The organism is Promicromonospora citrea, from assembly GCF_013004695.1.
Taxonomy (GTDB): Bacteria; Actinomycetota; Actinomycetes; order Actinomycetales; family Cellulomonadaceae; genus Promicromonospora; species Promicromonospora citrea.
The window spans coordinates 12,164-29,530 of record NZ_JABEMG010000004.1 but is presented as its reverse complement, the minus strand read 5'-3'; the positions used below and the strand labels follow the sequence as shown (position 1 = coordinate 29,530).

Annotated in this window: 16 protein-coding genes; 3 read left to right on the top strand and 13 right to left on the bottom strand. The window is 74.6% G+C overall.

The window, feature by feature from the left end; all coding sequences use genetic code 11:
- Positions 1 to 2: 2 nt before the first annotated feature.
- From HLB15_RS01660 to HLB15_RS01630, 7 genes are all read right to left on the bottom strand, one after another.
- Complete coding sequence (locus HLB15_RS01660; RefSeq protein ID WP_171103045.1) at positions 3 to 1,490, bottom strand: mannitol dehydrogenase family protein; 1,488 nt, start codon at positions 1,488 to 1,490, stop codon at positions 3 to 5.
- Positions 1,487 to 2,305, bottom strand: coding sequence for a carbohydrate ABC transporter permease (locus tag HLB15_RS01655; protein ID WP_171103043.1), 819 nt, complete (start codon positions 2,303 to 2,305; stop codon positions 1,487 to 1,489). Before HLB15_RS01655 ends, HLB15_RS01660 begins: the two co-directional genes overlap by 4 nt.
- Positions 2,302 to 3,243 (bottom strand): carbohydrate ABC transporter permease, encoded by a 942-nt coding sequence (locus HLB15_RS01650; RefSeq protein WP_171103041.1) that lies wholly within the window; start codon positions 3,241 to 3,243, stop codon positions 2,302 to 2,304. The genes HLB15_RS01655 and HLB15_RS01650 overlap by 4 nt, the downstream gene beginning before the upstream one ends.
- A 62-nt stretch (positions 3,244 to 3,305) precedes the next feature.
- Positions 3,306 to 4,676, bottom strand: coding sequence for an ABC transporter substrate-binding protein (locus tag HLB15_RS01645; RefSeq protein WP_229785713.1), 1,371 nt, complete (start codon positions 4,674 to 4,676; stop codon positions 3,306 to 3,308).
- 371 nt (positions 4,677 to 5,047) lie between these two features.
- Positions 5,048 to 5,878 (bottom strand): DeoR/GlpR family DNA-binding transcription regulator, encoded by an 831-nt coding sequence (locus HLB15_RS01640; protein ID WP_229785714.1) that lies wholly within the window; start codon positions 5,876 to 5,878, stop codon positions 5,048 to 5,050.
- Positions 5,879 to 5,999: 121 nt separating this feature from the next.
- Positions 6,000 to 6,554 (bottom strand): DUF1697 domain-containing protein, encoded by a 555-nt coding sequence (locus HLB15_RS01635; protein WP_171103038.1) that lies wholly within the window; start codon positions 6,552 to 6,554, stop codon positions 6,000 to 6,002.
- 10 nt (positions 6,555 to 6,564) lie between these two features.
- Complete coding sequence (locus HLB15_RS01630) at positions 6,565 to 7,203, bottom strand: helix-turn-helix domain-containing protein (RefSeq protein WP_171103036.1); 639 nt, start codon at positions 7,201 to 7,203, stop codon at positions 6,565 to 6,567.
- A 128-nt stretch (positions 7,204 to 7,331) separates the two neighbouring features.
- Here HLB15_RS01630 and HLB15_RS01625 point away from each other — a divergent pair, with 128 nt between their 5' ends.
- Both HLB15_RS01625 and HLB15_RS01620 read left to right on the top strand, forming a co-directional pair.
- On the top strand, positions 7,332 to 8,525 hold the full coding sequence (locus HLB15_RS01625) for an MFS transporter (protein ID WP_171103034.1): 1,194 nt from the start codon (positions 7,332 to 7,334) through the stop codon (positions 8,523 to 8,525).
- A 4-nt stretch (positions 8,526 to 8,529) separates the two neighbouring features.
- Positions 8,530 to 9,465 carry an aminoglycoside phosphotransferase family protein gene (locus HLB15_RS01620; protein ID WP_171103032.1) on the top strand — a complete coding sequence of 312 codons (936 nt, stop codon included), beginning with the start codon at positions 8,530 to 8,532 and terminating at the stop codon, positions 9,463 to 9,465.
- Here HLB15_RS01620 and HLB15_RS01615 read toward each other — a convergent pair.
- Both HLB15_RS01615 and HLB15_RS01610 read right to left on the bottom strand, forming a co-directional pair.
- Positions 9,437 to 9,937, bottom strand: coding sequence for a flavin reductase family protein (locus HLB15_RS01615; RefSeq protein WP_171103030.1), 501 nt, complete (start codon positions 9,935 to 9,937; stop codon positions 9,437 to 9,439). The genes HLB15_RS01620 and HLB15_RS01615 overlap by 29 nt on opposite strands.
- Complete coding sequence (locus HLB15_RS01610; protein ID WP_229785716.1) at positions 9,921 to 10,277, bottom strand: ArsR/SmtB family transcription factor; 357 nt, start codon at positions 10,275 to 10,277, stop codon at positions 9,921 to 9,923. The genes HLB15_RS01615 and HLB15_RS01610 overlap by 17 nt, the downstream gene beginning before the upstream one ends.
- Before the next feature lie 111 nt (positions 10,278 to 10,388).
- Here HLB15_RS01610 and HLB15_RS01605 point away from each other — a divergent pair, with 111 nt between their 5' ends.
- The gene (locus HLB15_RS01605; RefSeq protein ID WP_171103027.1) at positions 10,389 to 11,411 is read left to right on the top strand and encodes an LLM class flavin-dependent oxidoreductase; all 1,023 of its coding nucleotides are present in this window, start codon (positions 10,389 to 10,391) and stop codon (positions 11,409 to 11,411) included.
- 164 nt (positions 11,412 to 11,575) lie between these two features.
- Here HLB15_RS01605 and HLB15_RS01600 read toward each other — a convergent pair whose 3' ends face one another.
- From HLB15_RS01600 to treY, 4 genes are read right to left on the bottom strand one after another with little or no spacing between them, the layout of a single operon-like run.
- Positions 11,576 to 11,983, bottom strand: coding sequence for a GNAT family N-acetyltransferase (locus HLB15_RS01600; RefSeq protein ID WP_171103025.1), 408 nt, complete (start codon positions 11,981 to 11,983; stop codon positions 11,576 to 11,578).
- On the bottom strand, positions 11,980 to 12,948 hold the full coding sequence (locus HLB15_RS01595) for a phosphotransferase family protein (protein ID WP_171103023.1): 969 nt from the start codon (positions 12,946 to 12,948) through the stop codon (positions 11,980 to 11,982). The genes HLB15_RS01600 and HLB15_RS01595 overlap by 4 nt, the downstream gene beginning before the upstream one ends.
- A gap of 49 nt (positions 12,949 to 12,997) precedes the next feature.
- Positions 12,998 to 14,794, bottom strand: coding sequence for a malto-oligosyltrehalose trehalohydrolase (treZ, locus tag HLB15_RS01590; RefSeq protein ID WP_171103021.1), 1,797 nt, complete (start codon positions 14,792 to 14,794; stop codon positions 12,998 to 13,000).
- Positions 14,791 to 17,283, bottom strand: a complete 2,493-nt coding sequence (treY, locus tag HLB15_RS01585) for a malto-oligosyltrehalose synthase (RefSeq protein WP_171103018.1) — start codon at positions 17,281 to 17,283, stop codon at positions 14,791 to 14,793. The genes treZ and treY overlap by 4 nt, the downstream gene beginning before the upstream one ends.
- Positions 17,284 to 17,367 lie beyond the last annotated feature (84 nt).

Below are 17,367 nucleotides of genomic sequence, written 5' to 3'. Positions count from 1 at the left end.
CCTCAGCCCTCCACGAGCTGCTTGAGCGTCGCCTGGGCACCCGCCCGGTGCAGCGTCCCGAGCGCCTCGAGGTACGGGCCGGTGAAGCGGGGCTCGTCGACCAGGTCGCCGAACAGCGCCGGGTCGCGCAGGAACGCGAGCGGGTCGCCGTCGCGCTGCGCGCGGGCACGTTCCCCGAGCGTGTCGGCGAGCCGGTCGACCACCTCGATCGGCGCGCCCTGCTCGTCGGTGCCCTCGGCGTAGCGCGCCCAGCTCGCGACGATCGCGGCGGCCCGCGTCACGTCGCCCCCGGTGCGCAGCCGCTCGCGCACGACCGGCACGAGCCACTTCGGGATGCGGTCGGAGGTCTCGGCGCACAGCCGCGCGAGCGTGTCGCGCACGGCCGGGTTGCCGAACCGCTCCAGCAGCGTCGTCTTGTACTCCTCGAGGTCGACGCCGGGCACGGGACGCAGCGTCGGCGTCGCCTCGTCCATGTAGTCGCGCACGAACCGGGCCAGCAGCGGGTCCGCCACGGCCTCGTGCGCGTACCGGTAGCCGCTCAGCCACCCCAGATAGGCCAGCGCCTGGTGGCCCACGTTGAGCAGCCGCAGCTTCATGAGCTCGTACGGCTCCACGTCGTCCACGAGCTGCACGCCCGCGTCCTGCAGGGGCGGTCGGCCGAGCGGGAAGTCGTCCTCCAGCACCCACTGGAAGAACGGCTCCGCGACCACGGGCCACCGGTCGACGACGCCGAACCACTCGCGCACGAGCGCCCGGTCCTCGTCGGTGGTGACGGGCGTGATCCGGTCCACCATCGAGCTGGGGAACGCGACGGTGTCGCGCACCCAGGCGCCGAGCCCCGGGTCGCGCAGCGCCGCGAACGCCGAGAAGACGGCGCGGGCCTTGTCGCCGTTGCCCTGCACGTTGTCGCAGGACATGACGGTGAACGGCGGCACGCCGCGCGCCCGGCGTCGGGCCAGGGCCTCGACCACGTAGCCGAACACGGTGGTGGGCACGGCGCCGGGGCGGGCGTCGGCGACGACGGCGGGCGCCGTCGCGTCGAACTCGCCCGTCACCTGGTCGAAGTTGTACCCGCCCTCGGTGATCGTCAGCGACACGATCCGGGTGGCCGGGTCGGCGAGCCGCTCGAGCACCGCCTCCGGGTCGTCTGGCGCGTAGAGGTACTCCACGAGACTGCCGACGACCCGGGCCTCGAGCGCGCCGTCCGGGTGCTTGGTGACGAGCGTGTAGCGCCCGTCCTGCGGCACGAGCGCGTCGCGCATCGCGGCGTCGCCCGGCAGCAGGCCGACGCCGCAGATCGCCCAGTCGCGGGCCTCGCCGCGGCGCAGCAGCTCGTCGACGGCGAGCGCCTGGTGCGCGCGGTGGAACCCGCCGACGCCGAGGTGCACGATGCCGGGGCGCAGCCCCGTGCGGTCGTACGGCGGCAGCCCGACGGCGCCGTCCCGGGCGGGGGCCTGCGCCGCCGTCGTACCGGCGAGATCGAGCGTCACTTGATCGCCCCCATCGCCAGGCCACGGACGAGCTGCTTCTGCGCGACCCAGCCGGCCAGCACGACGGGCACGATGGCGACCGTCGCGGCGGCGGACAGCACGGCGAGGAACTGCCCGCGCCCGTCGACGAAGCTGGTGAGGAACGGCGGGGTGGTGCGCGCGACCTGGGCCGTGAGCAGGTTGGCGAGGAAGTACTCGTTCCACGCGAAGATGAAGCAGATGAGGCCGGCCGCGGCGACGCCGGGCAGCACGATCGGCAGCACGACGCGGAAGATCTCGGTGCCGAGGCGGGCGCCGTCGAGCTGGGCGGCCTCGATGATCTCGCGCGGCACCTCGGCGAGGAAGGACCGCATCATCCAGACGGCGATCGGCAGGTTGACGCCGACGTACAGGACGGTCAGCCACGTGATGTTGTCGAGCCCGCCGACCGACTGCAGGAGCAGGTAGACGGGGATGATCGACGCCGCGACGGGCATGAAGCGGGTCGAGATGAAGAAGAACAGCGCATCGCGCACGTTCTCGATGGGCCGGATGCTCAGCGCGTACGCCGCGGGGACGGCGAGCGCGAGCACCAGCAGCGTGGACCCGACGCTCGCGCTGAACGAGTTGATCAGGTACGGCAGCATGCCGCGGTCGAACACGGCCTGGAACCCGTCGAGCGTGAGCTCGGGCGCGAACGTCGGCGGCACGGTGGCGGCCTGGTGCTCGGGCTTGAAGGCGGTGAACACCATCCAGGCGACCGGGAAGAAGAACCCGAGCACGAGCACCCAGGTGAGCACGGTGACGAGCGTGCCGCGCAGACGTGAGGTGATCATCGGTCGATCCCTTCCTTCGAGAAGACCTTGAAGAGCGTGCGCAGCGCCACGGACGCGACGAGGATCGTGACCAGCACGGTCATGACGCCGTACGCCGCGGCCTCGCCGACCTCGAGGCCGACGAACGCCCGCTCGTAGAGCAGGTAGGAGAGCGTCTTGGTGCCGCCGGTGCCGCGCGTCATGATCGCGATGGGGTCGAAGACCTGCAGCAGCATGATCGAGGCGAGCAGCACGGCGATCTCGACGTACTGCCGCAGGTGGGGCAGCGTGATGGCGGTGAAGGTGCGGAACACGCCCGCGCCGTCCACGGCGGCCGCCTCAAGCACGTCCTTGTTCTGGGCCTGCAGGCCCGCGAGCAGGATGAGCATGGCGAACGGCGTGTACTGCCAGGTCAGCACGAAGATGATCGTGACGATCGGCACCTCGGTGTTCCACGCGACGGGCGGCAGCCCGACGAGGGACAGGCCCCAGTTGGCCATGCCGGTGGCGGCGTCGAGGATCGACCACTTCCACACGAGCGCCGCCGCGGCGGGCATGACGAGGAAGGGCGTGATCATGAGCGTGCGGGCGACGCCGCGGCCGACGAACTTCCGGTCGAGCAGCACGGCGAACAGCAGGCCGAGCAGCGTGGACAGCACCACCGACGTGCCGGTGACGGCGACGGTGGAGCCGAGCGAGGAGAGGAACGAGCCGTTGCTCAGCACGCGGGCGTAGTTGTCGAACCCGGTGAAGCCGCGGTCGCCGGGGCGCAGCATGTTCCAGCGCTGCAGGGAGTAGTAGATCGTCACGACGAACGGGATCTGGGTCAGGACGATCGAGGTGGCCAGTGCGGGCCACAGCAGGGCGCGGGAGACGGCGAGCTGCCGCCGCCTGCCGCCGGTGCTGCGCACGGGCTGCGGGGCCGGTCTCGCCGCCGGCGGGGACACGAGGGTGGTCATGAGAGCTCCTGGGGCTCGGCCTGCGGGCGCGGGGAGCCGTGCTCCCCGCGCCCGCGGTGCGGCTACTTCTGGGCGTCGCCCGCCTGCTGGGCGAGCTCCTGGGCGTTGTCGAGCACGGGGCCGAGCTCGCTGCGCCCGGCGAAGACGTCGGCCAGGTCCTGCGAGACCTGGTTCCCGAGGTCCTGGAACTCCGGGATCGTGACGTACTGGATGCCGGTCCACGGCTGGGGCGCGACGCCGGGCTGCTCCGGGTTCACCGCGAGCATGATGTCGCGCGTGATGGGCGCGAAGGCGGCGGCCGCCTCCTGGTACTCGGGGATCTCGTAGGTCGAGGTGCGGGCCCCCGGCGGCACGCGGCTCCAGCCGAGCTCCTCACCGACGAGCTGGTGGTACTCCTTGCTCGTGGCCCACTTCATGAACTCCAGAGCCTCGGCGCGGTGCTGCGTGGTCTCGGGGATCGCGAGGTTCCACGACCAGAGCCAGCCGGACTCCTCGGTCTCGACGACGGGCGCGTGGGCGTAGCCCATCTTGCCCGCGACCTGGGACGACTCGGGGTCCTCGAGCAGGCCGGCCGCGACGGTCGCGTCGACCCACATCGCCGAGCGGCCCTGGCTCACGTTGTTGAGGCACTCGGTGAACCCGGTGGACACCGGGTCGGACTCGCCGGCGTCCTCGACCAGGTCGACGTAGAACTGCACGGCCTCGGTGAACTCGGGCGAGCTGACCTGCGCGTCCCAGTTCTCGTCGAACCAGGTGCCGCCGAAGGTCTGCACCACCGTGGTCAGGGGCGCGAAGACCTCGCCCCAGCCCGGCTTGCCGCGCAGGCAGATGCCGTCGACCTCGTCGGAGTCGACCTCGCGGGCGATGTCCGCGACCTCCTGCCAGGTCGGGTGCTCCGGCACGGTGAGGCCGGCCTCGTCGAGGATCTCCTTGTTGTACATGAGCATCGAGGACTCGCCGTAGAACGGGACGGCGTACAGCGAGCCGTCCACCGTGAGCGCGTCCTTGACCGGCTGGAACAGGTCGTCGACGTCGTAGTCGGCGTCCGACTCGAGGTCCTGCGTGAGGTCGGCGAGCCAGCCGTTCTGCGCCCAGATCGGCACCTCGTAGGAGCCGACGGTGACGATGTCGTACTGGCCGCCGTCGGTCGCGACGTCCTTGGTGACGGCGTCACGCAGGTCGTTCTCCTCCATCTGGATGAAGTTGACCGTGATGTCGGGGTGCTCCTCCTCGAACGCGGACTTGAGCTCCTCCATGTCCTTCATCTGGGGGTTGTTGACGGTGGCGAGCGTCAGCTCGACCGGGCCGCCGTCCTCGCCCGAGGTGCCGCTGTTGCCGCCGCCGGCACCGGCACAGGCGGTGAGCGTGAGCGCCAGCACCGCGGCCGCGGCTCCGGCGGGCGCCGCCTTCCGGCGCGCAGTCTTCGTGAGCATCATTGCTTCGACCCTTTCGGTCACGTTGCGATCGTTCGTGTCACGTCGTCGTGAGGCGTGTCGTGTCGTGTGGCGCCCGCCCTGACCTGGGGAACGGTCCGGGTGGGCCACGGGATCGCCACATCGTGTTCCTGCCCCGGAACGGGGTCAACGAGGGTGAAATCGAAACGGTCAGGACCGCTGTGGTATCGCACAGGTGCGGGCACACCGGGCCCGCGCCCGTGCACACCGGGCGGCGGCGGACCAGGGCTCACCGGCGCGGTTCGAGGCCTTTCGACCGCGCCGACGGCGGGAAACCGCGTGCCGGACCGGGCACGAACTGCTCGTGCCGCAGGGCCGAACGGTCAGCCGTCCGCGGGGCCCGACCGCCCTCAGACCTGGACGATCTCGGCCCCGGCCGCGTGGAACGCCCGCGCCCGCGCCGCGCCGAGCTGGGTGCCGGTGATCATCGCCTCGAAGTCGTCGAGGCCGGCGAACCGCACGAAGCTCGTGACACCGAACTTGTGGTGCGCGCCGAGGAAGATGCGTCGCCGGCACACCTCGACCGCCGCGGCCTTGACGCTCGCGACGACCGGGTCCGGCGTGGTGAGGCCGTCCTCGACCGTGACGCCGTTGGCCCCGATCAGCCCCAGGTCGAGGCGGTAGGTGCGCAGCATGTCGACCGCCGACCCGTCGACGACGCCGAGCGTCTTGCCGCGCACCCGGCCGCCGATGATGATCACCTGCACGTTCGGTCGTGCGGAGAGCTCCGTGGCCACGGGCAGCGACGACGTGACGACCGTGAGCGGCCGGTCCTGCGGCAGCGCGCGGGCCGCCAGGAGCGGCTGGAACCCCTCGTCGACGAAGATGGTCTGCGCCTCGCCGATGCGCCGCGCGGCCTCGGCCGCGATGCGGGCCTTCTCCTCGGGGAAGCTCTCCTGGCGCTGCGAGAGCGCGGTCTCGAACGAGCTCGTCTCGACGGGGAACGCGAGCCCGTAGCTGCGCCGCACCAGCCCTTGTGCCTCGAGCCGGCGCAGCTCGCGCCGCACGGTCTCCTGCGAGACGCCGAGCATGCGCGCCGCCTGGCTGACCTCGATGCGCCCCTGCCGCCGTACGGCCGCGAGCAGCTCCATGGCGCGCTGCCGCCCGCTGCCCACCGGCAGTCCGCTCTCGTCGGCGGCGCCGGGCTCGGGCAGGGTCGACAGGGACGCGTCCCGCGCCATCGCCGGGCCTCCCGTCGTCGGTGTCGTGCTGGTGCTGGGCCTGGTGCTGAGTCTGGTGCTGAGTCTGCCGTGCACGGGCCGGGGAGGGAAGCCCGGACGGGCGAGCCGCGGCCCGGTGGACTCAGACCAGCGCGCCCGCGAGCACCTCGGCCGTCGCGCGGACGTCCGCCCAGCCGCGCGCCGTGCCGACGGCGTCGAGGTAGCGCAGCACGGTCGCGTGCCGGGCGAGGCTGCCCTCGACCGAGCCGGCGTAGCGGAGGTAGACCTCGCGGCCGCGGACCACCACCTGGTCACCGCCCCAGTCACGGCCGACGAGCGCGCGGCGCAGACGCGGCTCGGGCAGGTCGCGCACGAAGAGCACCTGCTGCGTGCCGGTGGCGCCCGGCGCGAACGGGCTGTTGCGCATCACCTCGCGCCACTGGGCGGAGGTCCGCACCAGCGCGGGCGACGCGGCCGCCTCCGCGCCGAGCGCGCGCAGCACGACGGCGTCGACCGAGCGCGCGACGGTGCCGGGGTCGACCTCGCCGTCGACGACGACGTCACCGGACCCGAGCACGGTCCACGTGCCGCCCGCGAGCGCCGGCTCCTCGCCGAGCGCCCCGCTCAGCGCCGCCACCAGCGTCTCCTGCTGCGCCCCGGCACCGACGGCGCCCGGCAGAACCACCCACCTCGACATGCGGGCGACGCTACCCCGCCCCGGGCCCGACGGGTCGGCGCACACTCCCGCGCGGCACCATCACGACGAACATGAAGTCGGTCTCGCCCGACGTCCCGTCCGCTCCCTCGCCGGGCACGGCCTCGAGCAGGTAGGCCGACCGGTCCGTGACGCGCGTCGACGCCGACGCGGCGACCTCGACCGGTGCGGCGCCCTCGGCGTCGGGCCGGATGCGCAGGGTGCCGCGCAGCACGTGCACCATCGTGTCGGGCGTGCCGGGGTCCGGCGACGTCCGGTAGGTGTCCCCGGCGACGAGGTGCCACTTCCACATCTCGACGGCGTACGGCTCGATCTCCACCGCCGTGAGCAGGTACGCCCAGCTCCCGGCCGGGGTCGACCAGACGAGCACGCCGTCGGGCGAGGCACCCTCCGGCGCGTCCTCACCGGTCACGCCGACGAGGGCGGCGAACGTGGTGCCGAGCGCGGAGGCGATCCGGTCGACCGTGGCGAGGCTGGGGTTGGCCTGGCCGAGCTCGATCTGGGTGAGCATGCGCCGGCTCACGTCGCTCAGCTCGCCGAGCTGCGCCACGCTCAGCCCGCCCTCCGACCGCAGCGCGCGGATGCGCCTGCCGACGGCGACCGCCACCTCGGGCCGGATCCGTTCCGCCATGCGTCCTCCGATATCGCGTCGACCTCACCGAGGGATGAGCACTATAGTGCTCACATCAGTCCTTCGCCTCGACGGCCGGCCGGCAGCCGACCGTGCGGGCATCCTACGGAGACAGGGCGGCATCTCTCATGGCGGTGACCCCGGCGTCCTCGCCGGCCCGAACTCCTCAGGCGCAGGCGCACGGCCGCTGGGCCGTGCTCCGCTGGCAGGCGGGGTACGCCACGCTCGGCGTGCCGCAGGCCGCCGCGCCCATCGCCTTCGCGCTGCTCGCCCTGCCGGTCACCGGCTCGGCGGAGGCCGGCGCCGGGCTCGTCACGGCGATGACGGCGGCCCAGATCGTCGCCGCCGTGCCCGTGTCCCGCCTGGGCCGCCGGCTGAACGCCGTGCACTACCTGCGCCTGCTGGTCGCCGTCCGCGCGGTCGCGCTGGCCGTGTTCACCGCGCTGGCCGGTGCGGGCGCCCCGTACCCGCTGCTGGTCGCCGCCGTCGTCGCGGCGGGCGTGGTCAACGGCGCGGCGTACGGGTACCAGCGCACGCTGCTCAACCACCTCGTGGAGCCGCGCGGGCTCCCCCGCGCGCTGGGCGTCGCCGCGACGCTCAACGAGGCGACGTTCGCCCTGTCCCCCGTGCTGGCGTCCGTGCTCGGCGCGGTCTCGCCGGTCGGGGCGATGGCGCTGGTCACCGCGCTCGGCGTCGCCCCGCTGCTGCTCATGCCGTCCGTTCCGGAGGCCCGGGGCGCGAGCCCGGACGACGACGCCTCCCGTCGCGCGGGCGGGCGCATCCCCGGGGCCGCCTACGTCTGGCTGCTGGGGGCGCTGGCCGGTGCGGGGGCGGTCGCGTCGGTCGAGATCGGCGCCGTCTCGTTCGCGCTCCGGTTCGGCCTCGGCGCGCAGTGGGCCTTCCTCTTCGCGCTCGTGCTGTGCCTCGGGTCGGTGACGGGCGGCGTCGTCGTGAGCGTCCGCAACCGGGTGCCCGGGCCGTGGCAGGTCGTCGCCTTCCTGGCCGCGACGGCGGCCGGCTCGTCGCTCGTGCTGCTCGGCGGCCACCTCGCCGTCGCGCTGACGGGGGCGGCGGTCATCGGGTTCTTCCTGCCCCAGCTCGGCACGTTCTACTCGCTCGAGCTCGACCGGATCGCCCCGCCCGGGCGCCGCGCGGAGCTGTTCGCGCTGCTGCGCACCGCGACGTCGCTCGGCATCGTCGTGGCGAGCGCCCTCCTGGCCGCCCTCGGCCTGCGCGCCGCGCTGGTCGGCACGCTGGCCCTGCTCGTGGTGTCGCTCGCCGTGATGGTGGTACGGGCGGCGCGGGAGACGCGCGTAGCGTGACCCCGTGATCGAGGTTCCGGAGACGTTCCGCGCGATGCCGCGCTGGTGGGCGGCATCCCCCGAAGAGCGGGAGTGGCTCGCCGGGCTCCCGCACCGGGTCGCCACCTGGTGCGCGCGCTGGGAACTGACGGTCGACGGGCCGGCCCGGCACGGCTCGAACGCCCTGGTCGTCCCGGTGCTGCACGCGGACGGACGTGCCGCCCTGCGCCTCGCTCCCCCGGGCGACGACACGGCGGCCCTCTCCGCCGCGCTCCGCTTCTGGCGCGGTCACGGCGTCGTGACCGAGCTCGCCGCCGACGCCGGGCAGGGCGCCCTGTTGCTCGAACGCCTCGATGCCGACCGGCCGCTCACCGCGGAGCCGCTGGGGGTGGCGTTTCCCGCGATCGGCCGGATCGCGCGCCGGCTGGCCGTCCCGGCGGGCGACGACGTCGCACCGGGCCTCGACAGTGCCACCGACGAGGTGGCCGCACGGGCCGACGACCTGATCGGCGCCTGGGAGCGGCTGGGCCGCCCGTTCGACCGCACGGTGATCGACACGGCCGCGGACGCGGCGACGGTCGTCCTGGCCGGACGACGCGACCCGGTGGCCGTCGACACGGACCTGCACTTCGGCCAGGTGCTGCGGGACGCAGACGGGCGCTGGTGCGTCGTCGACCCCGTCCTGCGGCGGGGCGATGCCGAACGGACGGCGGTCGAGGTCCTTTGGCACCGGGTGGACGAGATGACCGACCGCGAGATCCCGTCCTGGTTCGACGTGCTCGTCGAGGCGGCGGAGCTCGACCCGGACCTGGCGCGTGCGTGGGCGCTGTGGCGGGTGACGGAGTACCGGCTGTGGGGCCTCGAGCACGGCCTGACCCTGGACCCGGCCCGGTGCGCGCGGGTGTCGGAGGCGCTCGGGGGGCGCCGTCAGGCTAGGCGGCGCCCCCCGCCAGCGTCATGACGCGCGACCGGTACCAGAGCAGGGGGTCCTGGCCGGCGTCGGACTCGACCGACCCGACGCGCAGCACGACGATGTCGTGGTCGCCCGCGGGGTAGACGTCCTCGGTGGTGCACTCCAGGGCGACCGGCGCGCCGTCGAGGAACAGGGCGCCGCTGGGCAGCACGCGCGTGCCGACGCCCTCGAACCGGCGCGCCCTGTCCCGGCACGCGAGCCGGCGCACGACCGCGGCATGCCGCTCGCCGAGCACCGAGACGCCGATGGACGGCGCGGTCGCGAGCGTCGGCCACGTGGTCGAGCTGCGCTGCACGGCGAAGAGCACGAGCGGCGGGTCCTCGGAGACACCGACGGTGAACGACGAGGCGACCAGCACCGTCGGAGCGCCGTCGACCACGGCGGCCAGCGCCGCGATCCCGCTGGGGTAGCGCGCGAACGTGTCGCGGATGGAGCGCGGGTCGTCAGTCGGCACGGACACCGCCGTCCCGCTCGTGCTCGGCCCGTTCGTGCTCAGCGGCCAGCAGGTCGAGCAGGCCGGGGAACCGGGCGTCCACGGCGGCACGCCGGAGGCTGATCCCCTTGCGGTTGCCGTAGTTGACCTCCTCGACCAGGCCGACGTCGCGCAGCGTGCGGAAGTGGTGGGTCCGCGTCTGCTTGCTGATCGGCAGGTCGAACGAGGTGCAGGTCCGTTCGGGGTCGGACCGGTCGGCCGCCAGCTCCATCATCACCGCGCGCCGGTGCTCGTCCGCGAGCGCCCGGAGCACGGCGCCGAGGTCGAGCCGCACGTCCGTGGCGACCAGGGTCTCCTGCGCTGTCACGTCCACCTCCTGTGTCAGGGACGACTGTCAAGTACGACTTGCATCGTACCTCGCGCTCATGCTACCCGTTAGGTCCCATCATTTTCGTACCTGCCACGCAAAGAGAGATCCGTGCCCACCAGCCACCCCCGCCGCTGGGGCTTCCTGTCGTTCGGCCACCACCAGGACGTACCCGGCTCGCAGGCCCGCACCGCCCGGGAGGCGCTCGTCCAGGCCGTCGAGATCGCCGTCGGCGCGGAGGAGCTCGGTCTCGACGGGGCCTGGAGCCGCGTGCACCACTTCCAGCACCAGTTCGCGAGCCCGTGGGCGCTGCTCGGCGCCCTCGCCGCGCGGACCAGCGGGATCGAGCTCGGCACGGCCGTGATCGACATGCGCTACGAGAACCCGCTCCAGGCGGCCGAGCTCGCTGCCGCCGCCGACCTCCTGAGCGACGGCAGGCTCCAGCTCGGTCTGAGCCGTGGCTCGCAGGAGCCGGCGCTGCGCGGGTACGAGGCCTTCGGGTACCACCCGGCCGGCGGGGAGCATCCCGGCGACATGGCCCGGGAGCACACGCGCCTGTTCCGGGCCGCCGTCGCGGGCGAGCCGCTCGCCGTCACGGACCCGGCGGAGACCGGTGTCCGGGCACCGCTGCCCCTCACCCCGCACGCGGCGGGGCTCGCGCAGCGCCTGTGGTGGGGCTCGGCCACGCGGGACAGCGCGCGGTGGGCGGGCGAGCACGGCTACCACCTGCTCAGCAGCACGCTGCTCAGCGAGGACACGGGCGTGCCGTTCACGCAGCTCCAGGCGCAGCAGATCCGGCTGTTCCGCGCGGCCTGGGACGAGGCCGGGCACCCGGGCGCGCCGCGCGTCGCCGTCGTGCGCACGGTGCTGCCGATCGTCACCGCGCAGGACGAGGCGCTCTTCGGCCGGTCCCGCTACGGCGCGGTCGAGCAGGTCGGCGTGCTGGGCGGAGCCGTCTCGCGGTTCGGCCGCAGCTACGTCGGCGAGCCGGACCGGATCGTGGCGGACCTGCGCGCCGACGAGGCGGTGCAGGACGCCGACACGCTGCTGCTCGCGATCCCGAACCTGCTGGGCGTCGACACCAACCTGCGGCTGCTGGAGACCGTCGTGCAGCAGATCGCCCCGGAGGTGTGACCGTTGCACTGTGCCCACTCGCTCTCGAGGCCGACGTTTCTCGGCTTTGCGGCCCGTCAAAGCCGAGAAACGTCGGCTTCGAGGACGAGCCGCACGAAGGACATCGTTCGCGACCACCTCTCCCGCCGTGATCTGGCCGGACGAGCACCGACCCGCCGCGGCGCTCAGCCGCCCGTCAGCCGGATCAGACCCGCCGCCGTGGTGCGGAAGCCGCAGGACTCGAGGTAGAACCGCTCGAGGTGCGGCTCGAAGTCGACGTGCAGCCACTCGCACCCGGCGGCCCTCGCACCCTCGGCCGCGCAGCGCACGACGGCGGTGCCGATCCCCTGCCGCTGCCGGTTCGGGTGCGTCGCGGTGTCGACGAGGAAGGCGTGGCGGGCGCCGTCCCAGGCCACGTTCACGAAGCCGACGAGCCCACCGTCGGCCGCCCGGGCGGTGACCCAGCCGAGCGAGTGCGGCCGCACCCTGTCCCACCAGCCGGGCTCCGGGGTCCCGCCGGAGGAGGCGACGAGCTCGGCGGCCTCGTCGTCGGTCACCTCGTCGCGCCACCGGATCACCAGGTCGTCCGTCATGCCGCCACCTCCGGGGCAGAGCCCAGCAGGATCCGGACGTACGCGTCCAGCCGCGCGCCCACCACCCGCGCCGTCAGGTCCGGACGGCCCACGCCGCGCCACTGGGCCGACACCTCGGCCACCTCCTCCGACGACGCCATCGCGTCCCGCACCAGCCAGTACCGCCGGTCGGCCGGGTTCGCCGCGAGCACGCCGCCCGCGCGCTCGTACTCCTCGACGAACCGCAGGCCCCACGACGGCCCGTGCAGCAGCGCGAGGTTCACGGCGCAGTGCGCGACGTCGAGGTCGGCCGGCCCCCACGACGCGGTCGCCCAGTCGACGACGCCGGCGATGTCAGCCGCGCCCGAGCCCGCGAAGAGCACGTTCCCCGGCTGGAAGTCGCGGTGCAGGAACCGGCTCTCGAACGCGGGCCACGGACGACGGATCACCTCCCGCGCCGCCGCCCACGCGGCCTCGTCGGCGCCGGGCGGGGTGACGACCGTGTCCGCCGTCGTCAGTGTCACGGCCTCCCGCGGACGCCGCGCGGGCCGCACGGCGTGGATCCGCACGAGCTGCCGGGCCAGCGGCGGGACGCGGGCGGCGACGCCGTCGTCGGTGAAGACCGGCCGGCCGGGCAGGTGCGCCATGAGGAGCGACGGGTGCTCGCAGTGCGCGGCGGCCGCGTCGACGCCGAGGAGGCCCGGCGCGGTGACGGCGCCGTCCGCGAGCTCGGTCAGCGCGTGCGCCTCCCGCTCGAGCGCGTCGCGCGCGGTGACCAGCCGGTCCGGCGCGACGAAGCTGCGCAGCACCAGCGCGCGCGTCGCGCCGTCGGCCGCGGACACCGTCAGCCGGAGCACCCGGGCCGTGAACCCGCCGTGCAGGGGCTCGACGGCGGTGACGTGCTCGCCGGCGGCGAGGTGGCCGTGGACCCAGGCCCGCGTCCGCGGCGGGAGGGGTCCGGCACCGGCCGGGGTCTCGGTCTCCATCCCGTCACCCTCCGGGGACGACGACGCGGCGGCAAGGTCTTTTCGGCACCTACGCCAGCACCACCACACCCGGCCCGTGCACCGTGACCGTCGTCCCGTCGCCCGCCCGGCCCACGCGGGCCCGCCGGCCGCCGAGCACCGCGTTCGAGTCGAGCACGACGCGCGCCCCCGCGCGCTCCACCGGCACGGACACGGTGCCCTCCCCCGGCACCAGCACGACGGCGACCCGCCCGCCGCCCGCGACGGCGCCACGGGTCATGACGAGCGCGCCGTCGTGCACGGCGGCGGTCGTGGCGCGCCGGTCGCCCGACGCGACGGCCGCCTCGCCGCGCCGCAGGCTGATCAGCGCGCGGTACAGCTCGAGCATCTGGCGGCCGGGGCCGGTGTCAGCCTCGGACCAGTCCAGGCGGGACGCCTCGACGGTCGACGGCGCCTGCGGGTCGGGCACCTCGACGTCGGCCCCGTACAGGTCGGCCCAGCCGTGGCCGCCGAACTCCGCGGCCCGGCCCCGCGAGACCGCCTCGGCGAGCTCGGGCTCCTCGTGGTCGGAGAAGTACAGGAACGGCGTGGTCGCGCCCCACTCCTCGCCCATGAACAGCATCGGCGTGCCCGGGCCGAGCAGCACGACGGCGGCGCTGACGGCGAGCGCCCCCGGCGCCAGCACGCGCGAGGGCCGGTCGCCCAGCGCGCGGTTGCCGACCTGGTCGTGGTTCTGGGAGAAGACGACGAAGCGCCGCCCGTCGAGGTCGTCGGGCACCGGATGGCCCCAGGGCCGGTCGCGGAAGGTGGACCACGAGCCGTCGTGCACGAAGACGTCGGTGAGGGCCGTGGCGAGCGTCTCCGGCGCGCCGAAGTCGACGTAGTACCCCTGTCGCTCGCCCGTGACCAGCGCGTGGAGGGCATGGTGCACGTCGTCTGCCCACTGCGCGGTCATGCCGTAGCCGGGGCGGCCGTCGACCGAGGACGCGGTGGGCGTGACGGTCCGCGGGTCGTTGGCGTCCGACTCGGCGACGAGCGACAGGGGGCGGCCGACGTCGGCGGCGAGCGCGGCGACGGCGTCGGACAGCTCGGCGAGCAGGTGCCGGGGCGAGTCGTCGACGAGGGCGTGCACGGCGTCGAGCCGCAGCGCGTCGACGTGGAAGTCGCGGAACCAGCGCAGCGCCTTCTCGACGACGAAGGCCCGCACCTGCTCGGACCCCTCGCCGTCGAGGTTGACTGCCGCGCCCCAGGGCGTCTGGTGCCGGTCGGTGAAGTAGGGGCCGAACTCGGCGAGGTAGTTGCCGGACGGCCCGAGGTGGTTGTCGACGACGTCGAGGCAGACGGCGATCCCGCGGACGTGCGCGGCGTCGACGAACCGCTGCAGCGCGGCCGGGCCGCCGTACGGCCCGTGCACGGCCCACAGCGCGACGCCGTCGTAGCCCCAGCCGTGCCGCCCGCCGAACGCGGCGAGCGGCATGAGCTCGACCATGTCGACGCCGAGGTCGGCGAGGTGGTCGAGGCGGCCGGCCGCGGCGTCGAGGGTGCCCTCGGGCGTGAACGTGCCGACGTGCAGCTCGTAGACGACGGCGCCGCGCACGTCGCGGCCGCGCCAGTCGGCGTCGGACCAGGCGTGGGCCGTGGCGTCGAAGGTGCGGGACAGTCCGTGCACGCCTGCGGGCTGCCACGGGCTGCGCGGGTCGGGTCGCGCCGGGCCGCCGTCGAGGGAGAAGGCGTAGTCCGTACCGGGCGGCAGGGCGCGCCCGGCCTCCCACCACCCGTCGCCGACGGCGGCCAGCGGCTCGGCCGTGCCGGACCCGGGGAGCACCAGGTCGACCCGCGCGGCGCGCGGCGCCCAGACCCGGGTCATGCCCCGGCCCCGGGCTCGGCCACCAGCAGCGCGACGGGTGAGTCCCCGAGCAGGTCCGCCACCGCCGTCGTGCCCGGCGCTGCCGGCGATCCCGTGAGCACCGATCTCCAGGCCGTGCCGGGCGGCGGGTCCGGGAGCACGACGGCCGCCTCGGCGCCGGGCGGGTCCGCGAGCCGCGTCGCGACGACGGCCACGCGCGGGCCGCCCGCGTCGGTCCGGACGAACCCGACGGCCCGTCCGGTCGTCACGGGCAGCGGCTCGTACCCGGCGTGCTCGCCGACGAACGCGTCCGGGTGGGTGCGCCGCAGCCGCAGCACGGCGGCGGTGAGGGCGAGTTTCTCCTCCGCGAGACCGGCCGGGTCCCGCCCGTCGTCGAGGGCGCCGAGCGTGCCCGCGAGCGCCTCGAGGTCGACGGGCCGCCGGTTGTCGGGGTCGACGAGCGACGTGCCGGTGACCTCCGTGCCCTGGTAGACGTCGGCGACGCCGGGGACGGTGAGCTGGAGCAGCTTGGTCGCGAGCACCGAGCGCCGCACGGTCGGCGTGACGCGCTCGACCCAACCGGTGAGCGCCGTGACGACCTCGGGGTGGGTGAGCAGCGCGGTCGCGTACGCGAGGAGCTCGTCCTCGCGCGCCTCGTCGGGGCCGGTCCAGGTGGTCCAGGCCTTCTGCTCGCGCGCCGCCTTGAGCAGGTAGGCGGTGAGCCGCTCGACGTCGATGGGGCCGTCGGGCGTCCAGGTGCCCGCGAGCGTCTGCCAGAGCAGGTTCTCGGTGCGTCCGTCGAGGTCGACGGGGCGCAGGTCCGCCGTCGCGGCGCGCAGGTGCCGGACGAGCGCGACCCACTCGTCCGCGTGCGCGCTGATCGCCCCGATGCGGGCGCGCACGTCCTCGCCGCGCTTGCTGTCGTGGGTCGCGCCGGCGGTCATCGTCGCGGGCCACGACGCGACGGTGCGGCGCGCGTGCTCGTGCAGCTCGTCGGCCCCGACACCGAAGCGGTCGGCGGGCGCGCCCACCTCGCACAGGCTCACGAGGTGGGTCCAGCGGTAGTAGGCGGTGTCCTCGACACCCTTGGCCATGACGGCGCCGCACACCTGCGGGAAACGGACGACGAGCTCGGCCCGCCGCTGGTCGCCCTGCCGGCCGGCGGACCCGGCCTCACGCCCGAGCACGAGGTCGACCACGAGGTCGAGCGTGTCGTGCCGGTCGGGGTCGAGGCGCGTGCGGGCGACGTCGGCCGCCTCGCGCACGACCCGCTCGGCCTCGGGCGGGGGCTGCTCCCCCGGCACGACGTAGGCGCGGTACCGGGCGAAGGCGACGACGAGCTCGACGACGCAGTCGTGCAGCGACCGGAACGTGTGGTCGCGCAGCCGAACGTCCTGGCGGCAGATGTCGGCGAGCATCGTGGTGAGCAGGTGCGCCTCCGCGTACAGGGAGGTCGCGACGATCTGCCGCTTGGCCTCCTCGACGACGTCGTCGAGGCTCGCGCGCTCACCGGTCACCTCGTGCTGGAGGGCGGCCAGCGGCGCGGCGCCGTGCGGGTCGACCTGCAGGGCGTGCAGGCGCCAGGCGGTGTCGTAGCCGGTGGTGCCCGCGACGGGCCAGTCGTCGGGCAGCTCCTCGTCGCCCTCGAGGATCTTCTCGGCGACGACCCACGCGCCGCCGGTCGCCTCGTGCAGCCGGCGCAGGTAGCCGCGGGGGTCGGCCAGCCCGTCGGGGTGGTCGATGCGGAACGCGTCGACCACGCCCGCGTGGAACAGCTCGAGCAGCAGGGCGTGCGTGGCGTCGAAGACCTCGCGGTCCTCGACCCGGATGCCCGCGAGCGTGCCGACGTCGAAGAACCGGCGGTAGTTGAGCTCCTCGTCCGCGACGCGCCAGTACGCGAGCCGGTAGTGCTGGCGGCCGACGAGCTCGGCGAGCGGCAGGTCCTCGGTCTCGGGTCGCACCGGGAACACGTGCTCGTGGTAGCGCAGCACGGGCCGCTCGGTGTCGTCGCCCGGCACGACGGCGCGGTCCAGGACGAGCTCGCCCGCCGCGAGCACCGTCCCGATCCGTGCGCCGAGCACGGGCATGAGCAGGCCCTCGCCCTCGGCCAGGTCGACGTCGAACCAGCGCGCGTAGGGCGAGGCCGGTCCGTGCTCGAGCACCGACCACAGCGCGCGGTTGTGCCACGCGGGCGTGGGCACGGCCATGTGGTTCGGCACGACGTCGACGACGACGCCCATCCCCCGCGCGTGCGCCGCCGCCGCGAGCCGCTCGAGCCCGGACCGCCCGCCGAGCACGTCGCTGATCCGGGTGTGGTCGACGACGTCGTAGCCGTGGGTCGAGCCCGGCGCGGCCTGCAGCACGGGCGAGAGGTACAGGTCGGTGACGCCGAGCGCGTCGAGGTAGGGCAGCGCCTTCTCGGCGTCGGCGAACGTCAGGTCGGGCCCGAGCTGCAGCCGGTAGGTGCTGACCGGGGTCCTGCGGCCGGGTCCGGGAAGGTGGGTGTGCACGGTGCCTCCGTCGCTCGGCGGGTGTCGGCCTTCACGGTAGGCGGGCGCCGGGTCGCTCGCCCGGGAAGAGGCACCCGGTTGACC

Coding starts and splice junctions, on each gene's coding strand:
- HLB15_RS01600 (WP_171103025.1), bottom strand. CDS start 11,983: ATGACGGACGACCTGGTGATCCGGTGGCGCGACGAGGTGACCGACGAC.
- treZ (WP_171103021.1), bottom strand. CDS start 14,794: ATGACCCGGGTCTGGGCGCCGCGCGCCGCGCGGGTCGACCTGGTGCTC.
- HLB15_RS01635 (WP_171103038.1), bottom strand. CDS start 6,554: ATGTCGAGGTGGGTGGTTCTGCCGGGCGCCGTCGGTGCCGGGGCGCAG.
- HLB15_RS01645 (WP_229785713.1), bottom strand. CDS start 4,676: ATGCTCACGAAGACTGCGCGCCGGAAGGCGGCGCCCGCCGGAGCCGCG.
- HLB15_RS01625 (WP_171103034.1), top strand. CDS start 7,332: ATGGCGGTGACCCCGGCGTCCTCGCCGGCCCGAACTCCTCAGGCGCAG.
- HLB15_RS01655 (WP_171103043.1), bottom strand. CDS start 2,305: ATGATCACCTCACGTCTGCGCGGCACGCTCGTCACCGTGCTCACCTGG.
- HLB15_RS01650 (WP_171103041.1), bottom strand. CDS start 3,243: ATGACCACCCTCGTGTCCCCGCCGGCGGCGAGACCGGCCCCGCAGCCC.
- HLB15_RS01630 (WP_171103036.1), bottom strand. CDS start 7,203: ATGGCGGAACGGATCCGGCCCGAGGTGGCGGTCGCCGTCGGCAGGCGC.
- HLB15_RS01595 (WP_171103023.1), bottom strand. CDS start 12,948: ATGGAGACCGAGACCCCGGCCGGTGCCGGACCCCTCCCGCCGCGGACG.
- HLB15_RS01640 (WP_229785714.1), bottom strand. CDS start 5,878: ATGGCGCGGGACGCGTCCCTGTCGACCCTGCCCGAGCCCGGCGCCGCC.